Below are 14,400 nucleotides of genomic sequence, written 5' to 3'. Positions count from 1 at the left end.
GGCGCAGGGGAATAGTAGTATCCCTGACCAACCTACGAATACGAAGCGATCGCGCTTGAGCCAGTCGTCGAGAACGTCAAACCACCCTCTACTGGGGGCACGTCCAACTGCGATGGTCATCGGACTAAAATCCTCTTTTTTTACTAAAATTGCAACGTTTCTAAGGCGGTACGGAGAGCTAGTCTAACCGACTGCCGTGAGGAATTAACGTTTTTTTGACAATCTCAACTGCTTTTAACCAACTGAGATTTAACACTTAGACTGGTCAGAATGGCTTACATTTTTATGCAAGCCCCATGCCTTTAGGTCGGGGTTCCTGACTATTTCTCAGGGTTATGACATTACACGTACCATCGGCTAGTAATCTAGCTTGTGGTAACTTAATGATTCTTAACTTATCACATTAGTCAGGGTTTTTGCCTGATACGCAGAAGCAAATGAGCTATGAAACACGAACCTTATAAATAATATGAATATCAGAATTTTTACAATTTGACACAACTTTTCTCAGAAATCTAAAAAAAATTAATGCAGATGGACGTATGTAGGTAACTTCTTCTCCAAGAGGTCAAAAAGAGGCAGGGAGGGTGGAGCAAGAGAGAAAGGCAGAGAAGAAAGAATTTTTATCAGCCATTGAGTGAAAAAATGGTACGAATACTATGACATACCCTAAAAAATTATATCGGTAGCATGGAACATAGACGGGCGTAGTTGAGTTTTTATCAACGATGTTTGGTAAAATGCAGGTGGTTACTTCGCCGCCGCGGTCGTTGATACACCTCTGGAAAACCTATGTGAAACGTTAGCCAAAGGGAAAAGAAGTTGGCATATCTTGACTAACTACAAATAACCTAAGTGGTTTGTTCCGTAGTGCAAGTAAGCTAGCATCATCCGGGACAGTAAAATTTGTAGAGTACAGGGTAAAAAATTGATAGTCTGCGGTAGGGTTTCCGGGGACTAAAAACATAGCTCTCAGTGCCTCCTAAGCAATAGCTAGATTGGCACAGACAGCTACCACTCTATGCAAAAGCATTTAGTGGGCGAGTATGTAACAGCGAGTATCTCACGGGCAATGGTAGTTCAATGACGACATCAACAACGATTAACAAAGGCGATCGCCTCCTGCATCAAAATGTTCTCGGTTCTCGTCGGTTCAGTAACTACTGGTGGGCAACTATCGTTATCTTGGGAGCAAGTGGCTTTCTCTTGGCTGGAATATCGAGTTATTTAAAAGTTAATTTACTTATAGTTTCCGATCCAACCCAATTAGTATTCGTCCCCCAAGGATTGGTAATGGGGTTATATGGTGCTGCTGGCTTGCTATTAGCCACATACCTGTGGCTAGTGATTTTATTGGACGTTGGAGGCGGTTACAACGAATTTAATCACGAAACTGGCGCAATCAAAATCTTCCGTTGGGGGTTTCCTGGCAAAAACCGCCGAATTGAAATTGATAGCCGCATAGAAGATGTACAATCTGTGATCATAGACGTAAAAGAAGGTCTTAATCCCCGTCGTGCCCTCTATCTACGCATTAAGGGCCGGCGAGATATACCCTTAACACGGGTTGGACAACCTTTATCTTTAACAGAGTTAGAAACAGAAGGCGCAAAGTTGGCCCGCTTTTTGGGAGTGTCGTTAGAAGGATTGTAAGGTAACAGGTTATAGGGTACAGGGTACAGATTATTCTCTATCACCTGTTACCTGTTACCTCTCCCCTAATCTTGTAAGGTAACAGGGTACAGATTATTCTCTATCACCTGTTACCTGTTACCTCTCCCCTAATCTTGTAAGGTAACAGGGTACAGATTATTCTCTATCACCTGTTACCTGTTACCTCTCCCCTAATCCCAATGCCCCTTAAAACGATAAGATACTCTGGTTAAATCGGTAACAGGCAATGCGGTTAAAAATTTCACAATTTTTGCTTTCTTTTGTGCTTATCAGTGCCTTGATGTTGGGAGGATGTTCAACACAGCAAGTCGCTTCTAATACGTCTTCTCCAAGCTCGACAGCTACCTCGAACACAAGGGAGGCAAGCACCAAGACAACTACTGAAGCAACTTCTGTATCTCAAACTAGTAGTGAGAGTATTCCTGGACTGGCAGATTTACCAAGGCTGGAAGGTAAGGCAACTGTGGTAATCACGGTTAAAGGCTCACCGATTACGATTGAAGTAGACGGCACTGATGCCCCCATCACAGCTGGCAATTTCGTAGATTTAGTGCAAAAGGGTGTGTACAACGGTTTAGCTTTCCATCGAGTTGTGCGCGAACCCCAACCGTTTGTAGTTCAAGGGGGCGATCCTCAAAGCAAAGATCCGAAAGTTCCAGCAGATAGCCTGGGAACTGGTAGTTATATTGACCCAAAAACGGGAAATGCTCGTTATATACCTTTAGAAGTTAAGCCAAAAGGCTCAGACACTCCGATTTACAACAAACCATTTGATGCTAGTGCCCAACCTGTCGTATTGTCCCATAAACAGGGTGCAGTAGCGATGGCGCGATCGCAATCACCAGACTCTGCTTCTGCCCAGTTTTACTTTGCTTTAGCAGATTTGGCGTTCTTAGATGGTAATTACGCCGTGTTTGGCAATGTCACTCAAGGCTTTGATGTCGTGAACAAAATTCAGCAAGGCGATCGCATTGACTCCGCTAAAGTCACCCAAGGTGCTGAAAATCTGAAAACACCAGGGAAGTGAGATGAGGGAGTAGGGGGAGCAAACAAACGATTATTTTCTTCCTCATCCCCCTCATCCCCCAAAATTGCGAATTGGTTAAGGTTTATATCACTGGTATTGGTTTAGTTTCCGCCTTGGGTGGAAGCTTAGAGGATAGTTGGCGAAATTTAATCGCAGGTAAATCTGGAATTCGGTTAAATCAACCATTTCCAGAACTTAGACTACTTCCTCTAGGTTTGATTGGTCAACAGCCATCTGAGTTGACAATGTTAACTCGGATGATTGTTGCTTCTGCTTTGCAAGATTCTGGGTTAGTTACACCTTTAGCTGATTGTGCTGTAGTTATTGGATCGAGTCGCTCTTATCAAGCGTCTTGGGAAAAGTTGGCGCGGCAAATGCATCATGACGCAGAAAATTTTCCCGTATCCTCTTTTGGAAATTGGCTAGAGACATTACCTCATATAAATGCGATCGCAACTGCGCGACAAATCGGTGCATCAGGAATAGTTTTAGCACCAATGGCAGCTTGTGCAACTGGAATTTGGTCTATTGCCCAAGCAGCTATGCTTATACAAACTGGGCAATGTCAACAAGCGATCGCAGGCGCAGTGGAAGCACCGATTACACCCTTAACTTTAGCTGGGTTTCAGCAGATGGGTGCTTTGGCGAAAACTGGGGCTTATCCCTTTGATTTGCATCGGGAAGGCTTAGTGTTGGGTGAAGGCGCAGCTGTGTTTGTCTTAGAATCAGCAGAGTTTGCCAAGCAGCGTCAAGCAAAAGTGTATGGCGAAATTCTCGGTTTTGGCTTAACCAACGATGCATATCATAGTAATTCACCAGAACCGAAAGGGAAAAGTGCGATCGCAGCTATCAAACAATGTCTAGAACGTAGTTGTCTATCACCAAGCGATATCGATTACATTCATGCTCATGGCACAGCTACGCAGCTAAATGACCAAATGGAGAGTATGGTAATCCAGCGTATTTTTCCCCAAGGAGTGGCAGTTAGTTCCACCAAGGGAAGCACAGGTCATACATTAGGAGCATCTGGAGCTTTAGGTGTAGCTTTTTCTCTTATGGCATTAAAGCATCAAATATTACCGCCTTGTGTAGGCTCGAAACAGCCAGAGTTTGATTTAGCTATTGTTACAGCCGCACGCCTAAGTAAAATTCAGCAGGTATTATGTTTGAGTTTTGGCTTTGGGGGACAGAATGCCGCGATCGCCCTAGCTAAGTTGACCGAACAAGGCAAAAGTAAAAAGTAAAAAGGCACTCATAAAGAAAAAGAAAAATGGTAACAGAGCAACTAAATAAATGATGTTGTTGGTCAATTCATGATGGGTTAAACCCCTATCAATTCGCCAACAACATCATTTATTTACGGGGAGTATCTTTTTACTTTTTACTTTTTACTTCTTAACAATGCTGTGCCCCTACAGTAATTAAATAATTGTGATTTTACTTGCGGCTCTAGTAGCCTTTTCCCTAGCCTCTTGGACATTTACACCCTTCGCCAAAGCTACGCCCATTCGTCGATATGGATGAGCATTAGGTTTACCAAATAATTTAATATCTACATCTTTTTCTGACAAGGCATCGGCGACACCACTAAAAGCAATAGAATCAGATTTCTCTGAAGCTAAAATTACCGCACTAGCTGAGGCTCCTAGCTGTTCTATATGAGGAATTGGCAAGTCTAAAATAGCTCGCAGATGGAGTTCAAATTCATTGAGATTTTGTGATATTAATGTCACCATTCCCGTATCATGAGGTCTGGGAGAAAGTTCCGAAAAAATCACTTCTTCTTTGGTAATGAAAAACTCAACGCCAAAAATTCCGGTTCCTCCTAAAGCATCAGTAACTTTTATGGCTATTTCTTGAGCTTTTAATATCTTGTCTTCAGAAATTTCTGCGGGTTGCCACGATTCTTGATAATCTCCTCGTTCTTGGCGATGACCAATAGGAGAACAGAAAATTGTTGGTGCATTCCACTGTTTAATGGTCAGTAAAGTTATTTCGATTTCAAAGTTAATAAATTCTTCAACGATGACCTTTTGACTGTCACCTCTAGAATTAGCGATCGCATAATTCCAAGCTTTCTTAACCTCACTCCGATCCGGCACTACAGACTGACCTTTCCCAGAGGATGACATCACAGGTTTAACAACATTGGGAAAGCCAATTTTATCTGAAACTGCAATTAATTCTTCTAGAGTTGTTGCATAACCATATTTAGCCGTTCTGATGCCCAATTGTCGATGTGCCAGTTCCCGAATTCTATCGCGATTCATTGTATAGTTAGTAGCAGCGGCAGTTGGTATAACTGTAATGCCCCGCTGTTCAAATTCGAGCAGTTTTTGTGTTCTAATTGCTTCAATTTCTGGTATAATTATGTCTGGCTGATGTTTTGTCACTACAGCTTCTAAATCATCAGCACTGAGCATAGAAATAACTTCATAAGCATCAGCAACCTGCATCGCCGGAGCATTGGTGTAGCGGTCAACAGCAATCACATAATTACCAAGACGTTGAGCTGCGATCGCAAATTCTTTGCCTAGTTCTCCTGAACCCAGCAACATCAATTTTTGGGGTAACTTAATACTCATTAACTTATCCAGTCAATTTTAATTTAATCATCTTATAATTTTTTGTGTTTTCATTACCGTCTTCTCAAGGATTCGCTTTGCGCGTCGCTATCGAGCGTCAAGATTGCTGACCGGAGGCGGAGCGTCTCCGGCTCCGCTCCTGAATTCTGACTTCTGAATTCTTCTTCAATTTAGTTAAAAAATGATAACGAGCTATGCCCATCTGTTTAAGAACTTGTAGACGCTGCGGGGGACTTTGTTCTAAAAACTGAATGGCTTTGCGGCGTAAGTCTTGATTAGGGATATTTAACATAATTATTAAATTTTAACGATGTTAGATCCCCGACAACTTTCGCGAAGTCGGGGATCTAATTTAACGTCCTACCAACAATGCTTTCGTAGCAGATTCCCCTACCAATCTCACGCGCCTTGCCAACTGGAAGTTTAACAATGCTAGAACACTCAACTCAGCTAGGAATGCCATGAAAATTGTTGTCACCCCAGAGTATTCTATAGCTGCCCAAGGAAAAGTTGAAAATAACCAGACAGTAGGATATTTCGATGGGGAGATGTCGATAAATTGTAGAATCATCGGTGGTAGAAACATTGCTGTACTTAAAGTTCCAACTGCCCAGAAAGAACGCTTGGGAGTTTTTAGCAAAAGTATTAATTGGGCGATGGTAGCAGAAATCATCATTAAGCTGATAGACAAACCTATCGCTAAAAGTACTTTAAACCTGTCAATATCGTTACTCAGCCAAGTTTGGCCATCGTTTGCATCAAAAACAGATGTAAGTGAAATCCAAACTAGCCAGGGGATAGTAACAATTGTCAGATTAATAACGATCGCTACGAGTGCAGGGCTTTTTTCAGCCGAAATTAGATCCTGCCATAAGTTTTTGCGGCTAGAAACTCCCTGATATCGATATCTTGCCCAATCTTGTACATCTTGACGATGAGGGGAAAGAACGACAATTAAACTTAAAATCAAGAGGGAGTTGTACACTGCCAGCAAAACGAGATTTCCCGCAACCCGTTCATCCCATCTTTCATTATTTAGACTAATTTGAACGCTAAATCCCCACATCATCAACTGGCAAAATGCTACTAGAAGATAACTTTGTTCCTTGCTGATTATTGACGCTTGAGGATTACGGAAGCAACGTTTAAGAGCTTGGAAAATACCATAACTGCATAATCCAAAGTTCAGCAAATGGAAACCAACAACACTAACAACACTTGTCCCTAATGGTAAATAGAAAAACTGCAAGTTTGTCAGGGGAGAACCATCGGATAGATGAAACAAGTTAGGAAATAGATAATTTGTTACATCCCAGGGATTAAACAGTCTAAACCAAGCAGTTGAATTATTTAAAGTTCTGTTGTCAGACGATGCCACCACCATTGTTATAAACAAAAAAAGCAAAAGTAGACCACTACCTAGCCAAGGCTGAAAACCGCTAAAGGAACGGCTAAATAAACCAAATAGTAGTGCAGCACTGTAGAAGAAAATACAGCTAGCAGCAACGATTGCGTAGTAACTCAAAATGTAATTAAAGGCAATTTGGGCAGAAAGCCCAGCCCACAAATGTAAAGGAAGTGCTACTAAAATGAACAGATAAATTAAACTCGGAACTCCTAGCAACTTGCCAGTCAATATACTTGTTTCTGATTGGGGACTGAGACGGATGAAATTCAGTGTACCGCGAGTTTCTTCTTTGGCTAAATCGTTGATTAGCAAATAAGTTCCGGCAACTAATAGTGTAAATATAAAAATTACACTCAGCGTCAGGAATGTATGTTCCCAATGCTCTCGCCACCAATTATCATCGGCAAATTCCCGTAACTGATATGAAAAAAGTAACCATTGTAGTACTAAGGATACTGTAACTGCGATCGCTACATTAAAAAATTTCAGCCGTCCTTTCAGTTCCCGCAATAGTTGCGGATTCCAATCACCGATTCTGTCTATTAAATTGGGCATCATAGAAAAAAATCTCCAAAAATGGGGAGTGATATTTATTGACGTATCAAGATGCTTGTTTGTGACCTAATTTTAAGAAAATACTTTCTAAATCTTCTTGTATGCAGTGGAAATCAGTCAAAGGAATGCCTGCTTTGATGAGCGATCGCAACAACTCAGCACTATCTTCATCTTTGCCCGAAAAATTCACCCGCACACTGTTTTTTCCTGATATCACCTCCCACTCTTCTACCAAAGGATGATGTTTAAGTTCGCTCAAAAGTGTCTCTAGATTCCCCAGAGTTGATAACACAATTTGCTGATGAGCAAGACGCTGATAAAGTTGCTGTAGGGAAGTACTTTCTACTAAGAAGCCAAATTCCATGATTCCTACAGAAGTACAGAGTTCTGCTAAATCACTAAGAACGTGGGAAGAGATGATGACAGTCATCCCAGCTTCTTGCAAAGCCTTAATGATTTCGCGAAAGTGCATCCTAGCAATGGGGTCAAGCCCAGAAACAGGCTCATCTAGTAATAGTAAAATTGGTTCATGGATAATAGTTCGCGCTAAACTTAAGCGCTGTTTCATCCCTCGCGATAGAGTGGAAATCTGACTGTTACGTTTATTTCCAAGTTGGATTAGTTCTAAAACTTCATGTAAACGTTGAGTACGGCGTGGTTCTTGCAAATAATACAGACGCGCAAAATAATCTAGGTAATCCCAGACTGTCAAATCCTCATATAGTGGATAGTCATCGGGTAAGTAGCCTAGACGACGCTTGAGTTTGGGGTTACTCTTGTCACGGAGTAGGCGATCGCCATTAATATAAATCTCACCTGTAGTTGGTTCCTCAGCAGTCGCCAACATGCGGATGAGAGTTGTTTTACCCGCACCATTCGGGCCAATCAGTCCATATACTTCCCCCGCCTGAATCTCTAAATCAACATCATTGACAGCAACGTGTCGGTCAAATTGCTTAGTTAGTCCACGGGTACAAATTGCTAATTCTTTTACCATCGCTGCTGGGATGCGGCTTGTGATTAACACTTAACCTAGCCTTTTCTAAAGCATTTGTCAGGCTGGTTTCAGAAATTGAAACTGGCTTTCAGAAAATTGGGGCTACTGAATTCTGAATTCTGAATTCTTCTTCGGTAAATTTGTCATGATGGGAAAAATTACCCATCTACTATTAACTCAGCACACAAGATGACTGAAGCAACAGCAACTCGTCCCAACACCTACGTTCAGGAAACCGGGCCAACGATTCATTACCTAGTGGCAATGTCCCAACCAGAAACCCATCTTTTTGAGGTGACTTTACACCTGACGGATTATCCCTCACCGATTCTTGATTTAAAACTGCCAGTGTGGACACCCGGTTCCTACTTAGTTCGGGAATACGCCAAGAACTTACAGGATTTTGTGGCTTTTGCAGAGGATAAACCTTTATCTTGGCGAAAGATTAGTAAAAACCACTGGCAGGTAGACAAAACAGGTATTTCAGAATTAACTGTACGTTACCGCGTTTTTGCAAATGAGCTATCGGTACGGACAAATCACCTCGATACCACCCACGGTTATTTCAACGGTGCGGCACTATTTTTTAGAATACCAAGCTGGGATAAGCAACCCATTCGCGTTACTGTCGTACCACCACACCCAGAATGGCAGGTAACTACTGCCTTACCACCCATTGCTGAAGAAACAAATACTTTCTTGGCTGGCGATTTTGATACTCTGGTGGATACTCCCTTTGAGATTGGTAGCCACCAATTGTATAAATTTGAGGCTTTGGGAAAACCCCATAAATTGGCAATCTGGGGGCAAGGTAATTACCAAGTTCAGCAATTGATTGCTGATATCCAAAAAATTATTCAGGTAGAAGCGCAGATGTTTGGCGGTTTACCTTATGACAGATACGTGTTTCTGCTACATTTATTTAGCCAAGCTTTTGGTGGTTTGGAGCATAAAAATTCTTGCTCGTTAATTTACCAGCGTTTTGGGTTTCGTATTCAGGATAAGTACGATCGCTTTCTGCAATTAGTTGCACACGAGTTCTTTCACTTGTGGAATGTCAAGCGAATTCGCCCCAAAGCATTAGAGGTTTTTGATTACGACCAAGAAAATTACACACCATCATTGTGGTTTTGTGAAGGTACTACTAGTTACTATGACTTGTTAATTCCTTTACGGGCAGGAATTTATGATGCTAAATCGTATTTGAATCACTTGAGTAAGGAAATTACTAGATATGAAACAACACCAGGGCGTAAGGTACAACCCGTTTCCGAGTCGAGTTTTGATGCCTGGATAAAACTCTATCGTCCCGATGCCAATAGCGGTAATTCCCAAATTTCCTACTATTTAAAAGGAGAAATGATATCGTTATTGCTGGATTTACTGATTCGCTCGACTCACAACAATCAGCGTTCCCTCGATGACGTGATGCTGAAAATGTGGCAGCAATTTGGACAAGATGAAATTGGCTATACCCCACAAGAGTTGCAGGAAGTTATAGAATCTGTTGCCAGCATCGATTTGACTGATTTCTTTAAACGCTACATTGATGGCACTGACGATTTACCCTTACATGAGTATTTAGAACCCTTTGGCTTGCAGTTGGTAGCTGAACAGCAAGAAGAACCTTACTTGGGTGTGAGAATAAATACAGAGAATGGGCGAGAGATTATTAAGTTTGTAGAGACTGCTTCACCTGCACAAGTAGGTGAAATTGATGCAGGTGATGAGTTGTTAGCAATTGATGGAATTAAGCTAGCGGCGGGTGGCTTAAGCGATCGCCTGAAAGATTACCAACCAAGGGATACCATTCAAGTCGCAGTATTCCACCAAGACGAACTGCGTACCTATTCCATCACCCTCACGTCACCACGTCCAACTAAATATCAGCTAAAACCTGTTGAACATCCTAACTCCAGACAACAGCAAAACTTTGCTGGATGGCTTAAGACTGCGATCGCAACTATTTGATAAAGGGCATTGAGAATTGGGAATTGGGTATTGGGAATTGGATATTGAGGAAAGAATTCTTATAACTCCTAACTCCTAACTCCCCAATCCCCAGTCCCCAATCCTAAGCCGTCCTCACCGCCCCAGAGTAAATCAAACCCCGTTGCAGATCCAGCGTTATAATCGCCCCATCGCGAATCACCTGCGTTGCCTGCTTCACGCCGACAATCACTGGTACACCGAGACGCAAGCCAATTACTGCCGCGTGACTTGTGAGACTTTCATCTTCGGTAATAATCCCGGCAGCTTTCCGAATTGCCTCGACAAAATCGGCACTAGTGCGGGGTGCAACCAATATGTCTCCAGGATTAAAGTTACTCACATCCATGCCAGTACTAGCCACCCGTGCGCGACCACTTACTGAACCTTGTCCCAGTCCAATTCCGTGACCTAGTACCGCCGTCACCACTTCTACCTTAATCAAATCTGTAGAGCCAGAAATCCCCTGGAGTGTACCAGCAGTCATCACTACTAAGTCTCCCTGGGACAGTAACTTAAGTTCCTGAGCCACGTTAATCGCAGCTTGAAATGTCTGACCAGTGGAAGGCAATCCTAGCACCAACAGCGGTTTTACTCCCCACACCATCTGTAGCTGCCGCGCCACATTTACATGGGGTGTCACTGCCAAAATTGGTGTATGAGGACGAAACTTAGAGACATTGCGAGCTGTTGCCCCCGTTTGCGTTAGGGTCATGATTGCCGCTGCACCTAATTGTTCAGCAATTTGACCGACAGCTTGACTAATCGCATTGGGAATGGAGCGCCGAGCATCTCTGGAAGAACGTAAGTTTAAGTGTTGCGCTTCTTCCTGCTCCATACGTTCGGCAATTCGCGCCATCGTCGCCACTGCTTCTACAGGGAAGCTACCCACAGCAGTTTCGTTGGAGAGCATCACCGCGTCTGTGCCATCTAAAATCGCATTTGCCACATCCGATACTTCAGCGCGAGTAGGACGGGGATTGCTCACCATGCTATCTAACATCTGAGTAGCGGTAATGATGGGAATTCCCAAGCGATTTGCTGTCGCAATTAGCCGCTTTTGCAGTACGGGAACATCTTCCGCTGGCAATTCCACCCCTAAATCGCCTCTGGCAACCATGACGCCATCACACAAAGCCAGAACCGCCTCCATTTGTTCAATGGCCTCGTGCTTTTCAATTTTGGCAATTACTGGCACTTGCTTGCCTGTGCTGGAAATTAGTTCTTTAATTTCGATCATGTCCTGGGGATTGCGGACAAAGGAAAGTGCCACCCAATCGACACCCTGATCTAGACCAAACATCAGATCCTCTCGGTCTTTGTCGGTCATTGCCTTAATTGACAGGTAAACGCCAGGAAAGTTTACGCCTTTGTTGTTAGAAAGTTTACCAGGCACGGTGATGCGACAATGCAAATCACCTTTATCTCGGTTAATTTCCTCTACAACCATTTCTACTCGTCCATCATCGAGGAGGATTTTTGCCCCAACTGGGACTTCTTCGGCTAAATAATCGTAGGTGACACAGCTAATTTCTTGAGTACCTACCACCGGACGATTTGTCAAGGTGAAGCGATCGCCTTTTGCCAAAACTATAGACCCGTTGTCAAACTTTCCCAAGCGAATTTTTGGGCCCTGCAAGTCTTGGAGAATAGCCACGGGCTGATTTAATTCAAAAGCGGTTTGCCGAATTAAGCGAATACTACGCTGATGGTCGGCATGAGTTCCGTGGGAGAAGTTTAGCCGTAGCGTCGTGGCTCCCGCTTCAATAATCGCCTTGAGCATTTCAGGACTGCTAGTGGCGGGGCCAATAGTAGCGACAATTTTTGTCCGGCGCAGAGAATCTCTTAATTGCATAGGGGCTGAAGTTAGGGAGCTATCTGGGAAGTCATCGTAACTTAAGTGGCATCTCCTTTTCAGTCACTGCTATATCAATAGATAGATATAAGCAGTTAGAGAGGATTTATGGGAGAGTGGGGGCTGTGGGATATACTACATCAATTTTTGTATCCATCCTCCCCACGAAGGAGTTTATCCCATAAACTTTTTGCCGATTGTCATACCCCACTTATCAGTAAAGACTAGTCCTCGTCTGGAATCATAGCGTTATTCATCTGCCGATATGCAAAGCTGCGGATAAATCTTGCTATACAAAACTTTGTCAATCTTTATTATTCACTAATATTGATCGTATATTCATGAGAAGGAGTCAGAATTCAGAATTCAGAATACCCCATGCCTAAAGTCAGGGGTTTCAGTCATGGAAAGAATTTTTTCTTCTCCCAAGGGGAGACGCTAAGACCGAACACGCGCGTTTAAAATCGCTTGCTCTAAACCTTGATTCTCCATCCAGTCGCACAGAATCCAGAATGGATTCTGGCTCCTGAATTCTGAATTCTTCTTCGGTAATGTTTGATCGAGAAGGAGTCAATGTTAGAGATGATCGCATCGGAGGCACAAAAGCCACTGACAATCCCACCCAAGGAATTTTTAGCGCCTCCTGGTGATTTCAATCCCACGCAGCTGCTGTTTTCCGTAGCTGTGGTAATGTTGGTGTTATCCAATTTTGGTTACTGGCTTTGGGAATGGCCGCATTGGCTGTGCTTTAGCGTTAACACCATTGCCTTGCATTGTGCTGGGACGGTAATTCATGACGCTTGTCACCAATCTGCCCATCGTAACCGGGTGATGAATGCGGTTTTAGGGCATGGTAGCGCTTTGATGCTAGCTTTTGCTTTTCCAGTATTTACGCGGGTACATTTACAGCATCATCGTCATGTCAACCATCCCAAAGACGACCCAGATCATTATGTCTCTACGGGTGGGCCGCTATGGCTAATTGCAGTGCGGTTTTTGTACCATGAGGTATTTTTCTTTCAACGGCGATTGTGGCGTAAATATGAGCTATTAGAATGGTTCATCAGCCGTTTAATTATCGGCGCAATTGTTTATATATCAGTGCAATACCACTTTTTGGGTTATATTCTCAATTTTTGGTTTATACCGGCTTTTGTGGTGGGGATAGCACTGGGATTATTTTTTGATTATTTACCCCATCGTCCTTTTGCCGAGCGCGATCGCTGGAAAAATGCTCGCGTTTACCCTAACCCAGTTCTCAATATCCTAATTATGGGACAGAATTACCACTTAATTCATCATTTGTGGCCTTCTATTCCTTGGTATAATTACCAGCCTGCATACTATGTCATGAAGCCCCTGTTAGATGAAAAAGGATGTTATCAAACTTCAGGATTGTTGCAGAAAAAGGACTTTTTTGAGTTTGTTTATGACATCTTTTTAGGAATTCGGTTTCATCATCACAAAGAATAGAGTTGTTGCATGAAGCTCGCGTCAAAAATCTGCTATTTCAACAACCACACCCGGAGCGATTGTTGCTAAGACACTGCGAACACTGGGTATCAATGGAAGCAAATCAGGTAGGCGATTACTAGATGCTACTAGAACAACAACCGCAACTCCAGCCTGTTGCAAATTTTGCTGATATCGCAAGTTTTGGTCTGTTGTGAGGAGAATCGTGAAACTCTCCTGGATCATTAGTTGCAAAAGTTCACCATTCTTTTTTCCTGACCATCCCATTTCCACAACTGTGCGTACCTCATAATCAGTGAGTTCACGCCTTAAGGGTCGTGGAACACACTCATCAAGCAGAATTCGCATAGGCGGTCAGCATTTCCTTTGCTAATTCGAGAGCGGCGATCGCTTGCTCACGGCTGACACTAGGAAAATGATCTAAAAACTCATCCAGTGAGTCACCCGCTTCTAGATAATCAAGCAAGGTTTTTATCGGCACACGAGTACCAACAAAAACAGGAGTTCCCCCCAATATATCGGGGTCGCTATGAACAACACGCGATGTGGATGTCATATAGTTAGCATGTGTTCCACAGACTACCTTCTGATCCTAACTCTCGTCGTCTCAGAAATCTCAGCATATATTTTATTATCCTTTTGCGGAGCGCGATCGCTATATAAAAATAACCTCTGAAAGCGATCGCCTCGAAAGTTTCCCGAAAGTGCGATCGCTTACATTGGGTGACTGTAAATAATCACGTAAGTAGGTAGGCGAAAAAATTTATAACTATGTAACGAAAACTTCACCATAGGGATTAGAGTTAAATTTTACACGTTGCGTACTATAATTTCCTT

General features: G+C 42.9%; 12 protein-coding genes and 1 pseudogene. 5 read left to right on the top strand and 8 right to left on the bottom strand.

All coding sequences use genetic code 11. From position 1 onward, the window contains the following. Positions 1-120 (bottom strand): annotated as a pseudogene (locus V7K67_RS12810) (photosystem II D2 protein (photosystem q(a) protein)); the annotation flags it as partial. Between the two features lie 963 nt (positions 121-1,083). On the opposite strand from V7K67_RS12810, the gene V7K67_RS12805 reads away from it, so the two are divergent. The 3 genes from V7K67_RS12805 (at position 1,084) to V7K67_RS12795 (ending at position 3,945) form a co-directional block, all read left to right on the top strand. After that, positions 1,084-1,653, top strand: a complete 570-nt coding sequence (locus V7K67_RS12805) for a photosystem I assembly protein Ycf4 (RefSeq protein WP_334708682.1) — start codon at positions 1,084-1,086, stop codon at positions 1,651-1,653. A 247-nt stretch (positions 1,654-1,900) separates the two neighbouring features. Further along, on the top strand, positions 1,901-2,701 hold the full coding sequence (locus tag V7K67_RS12800; protein ID WP_334708683.1) for a peptidylprolyl isomerase: 801 nt from the start codon (positions 1,901-1,903) through the stop codon (positions 2,699-2,701). A 71-nt stretch (positions 2,702-2,772) separates the two neighbouring features. Then, on the top strand, positions 2,773-3,945 hold the full coding sequence (locus V7K67_RS12795) for a beta-ketoacyl-ACP synthase (RefSeq protein WP_335166821.1): 1,173 nt from the start codon (positions 2,773-2,775) through the stop codon (positions 3,943-3,945). 177 nt (positions 3,946-4,122) lie between these two features. Here V7K67_RS12795 and purT read toward each other — a convergent pair whose 3' ends face one another. The 4 genes from purT to V7K67_RS12775 form a co-directional block, all read right to left on the bottom strand. After that, complete coding sequence (gene purT, locus V7K67_RS12790; RefSeq protein WP_335166819.1) at positions 4,123-5,286, bottom strand: formate-dependent phosphoribosylglycinamide formyltransferase; 1,164 nt, start codon at positions 5,284-5,286, stop codon at positions 4,123-4,125. 97 nt (positions 5,287-5,383) lie between these two features. Then, positions 5,384-5,578 (bottom strand): hypothetical protein, encoded by a 195-nt coding sequence (locus tag V7K67_RS12785; protein WP_335166817.1) that lies wholly within the window; start codon positions 5,576-5,578, stop codon positions 5,384-5,386. A gap of 60 nt (positions 5,579-5,638) precedes the next feature. Further along, positions 5,639-7,252, bottom strand: coding sequence for an ABC transporter permease subunit (locus V7K67_RS12780; protein WP_334708937.1), 1,614 nt, complete (start codon positions 7,250-7,252; stop codon positions 5,639-5,641). Between the two features lie 43 nt (positions 7,253-7,295). Next, entirely contained in the window at positions 7,296-8,246 is a 951-nt protein-coding gene (locus tag V7K67_RS12775) for an ABC transporter ATP-binding protein (RefSeq protein ID WP_334731359.1), read from the bottom strand. 189 nt (positions 8,247-8,435) lie between these two features. On the opposite strand from V7K67_RS12775, the gene V7K67_RS12770 reads away from it, so the two are divergent. Next, the gene (locus V7K67_RS12770; RefSeq protein WP_334731354.1) at positions 8,436-10,217 is read left to right on the top strand and encodes a M61 family metallopeptidase; all 1,782 of its coding nucleotides are present in this window, start codon (positions 8,436-8,438) and stop codon (positions 10,215-10,217) included. A 103-nt stretch (positions 10,218-10,320) separates the two neighbouring features. On the opposite strand, the gene pyk is transcribed toward V7K67_RS12770, so the two are convergent. Then, complete coding sequence (gene pyk, locus V7K67_RS12765; protein WP_334708939.1) at positions 10,321-12,090, bottom strand: pyruvate kinase; 1,770 nt, start codon at positions 12,088-12,090, stop codon at positions 10,321-10,323. Positions 12,091-12,672: 582 nt separating this feature from the next. Between pyk and crtR the strand changes: the two genes are divergently transcribed. After that, positions 12,673-13,563 (top strand): beta-carotene hydroxylase, encoded by an 891-nt coding sequence (gene crtR / locus V7K67_RS12760; protein ID WP_334731358.1) that lies wholly within the window; start codon positions 12,673-12,675, stop codon positions 13,561-13,563. Positions 13,564-13,584: 21 nt separating this feature from the next. Here the strand turns inward: crtR and V7K67_RS12755 are convergent, their stop codons facing one another. Beyond that, entirely contained in the window at positions 13,585-13,911 is a 327-nt protein-coding gene (locus V7K67_RS12755; RefSeq protein ID WP_334731353.1) for a DUF5615 family PIN-like protein, read from the bottom strand. Further along, positions 13,895-14,119: a DUF433 domain-containing protein gene (locus V7K67_RS12750; protein ID WP_292705834.1), complete on the bottom strand. Its 225-nt coding sequence runs from the start codon at positions 14,117-14,119 to the stop codon at positions 13,895-13,897. The genes V7K67_RS12755 and V7K67_RS12750 overlap by 17 nt, the downstream gene beginning before the upstream one ends. Positions 14,120-14,400 lie beyond the last annotated feature (281 nt).

The organism is Nostoc sp. (assembly GCF_036917155.1).
In the GTDB taxonomy this organism is placed as follows: Bacteria; Cyanobacteriota; Cyanobacteriia; order Cyanobacteriales; family Nostocaceae; genus Nostoc.
The sequence above is the reverse complement of the archived record's forward strand: the minus strand, read 5'-3'. Positions and strand labels throughout refer to the sequence as shown.

Excerpts from the sequence above, each read along its gene's own strand:
- V7K67_RS12785 (WP_335166817.1), bottom strand. The coding sequence starts at position 5,578 with ATGTTAAATATCCCTAATCAAGACTTACGCCGCAAAGCCATTCAGTTT.
- crtR (WP_334731358.1), top strand. The coding sequence starts at position 12,673 with ATGATCGCATCGGAGGCACAAAAGCCACTGACAATCCCACCCAAGGAA.
- V7K67_RS12750 (WP_292705834.1), bottom strand. The coding sequence starts at position 14,119 with ATGACATCCACATCGCGTGTTGTTCATAGCGACCCCGATATATTGGGG.
- purT (WP_335166819.1), bottom strand. The coding sequence starts at position 5,286 with ATGAGTATTAAGTTACCCCAAAAATTGATGTTGCTGGGTTCAGGAGAA.
- V7K67_RS12780 (WP_334708937.1), bottom strand. The coding sequence starts at position 7,252 with ATGATGCCCAATTTAATAGACAGAATCGGTGATTGGAATCCGCAACTA.
- pyk (WP_334708939.1), bottom strand. The coding sequence starts at position 12,090 with ATGCAATTAAGAGATTCTCTGCGCCGGACAAAAATTGTCGCTACTATT.
- V7K67_RS12775 (WP_334731359.1), bottom strand. The coding sequence starts at position 8,246 with ATGGTAAAAGAATTAGCAATTTGTACCCGTGGACTAACTAAGCAATTT.
- V7K67_RS12770 (WP_334731354.1), top strand. The coding sequence starts at position 8,436 with ATGACTGAAGCAACAGCAACTCGTCCCAACACCTACGTTCAGGAAACC.
- V7K67_RS12800 (WP_334708683.1), top strand. The coding sequence starts at position 1,901 with ATGCGGTTAAAAATTTCACAATTTTTGCTTTCTTTTGTGCTTATCAGT.
- V7K67_RS12755 (WP_334731353.1), bottom strand. The coding sequence starts at position 13,911 with ATGCGAATTCTGCTTGATGAGTGTGTTCCACGACCCTTAAGGCGTGAA.
- V7K67_RS12805 (WP_334708682.1), top strand. The coding sequence starts at position 1,084 with ATGACGACATCAACAACGATTAACAAAGGCGATCGCCTCCTGCATCAA.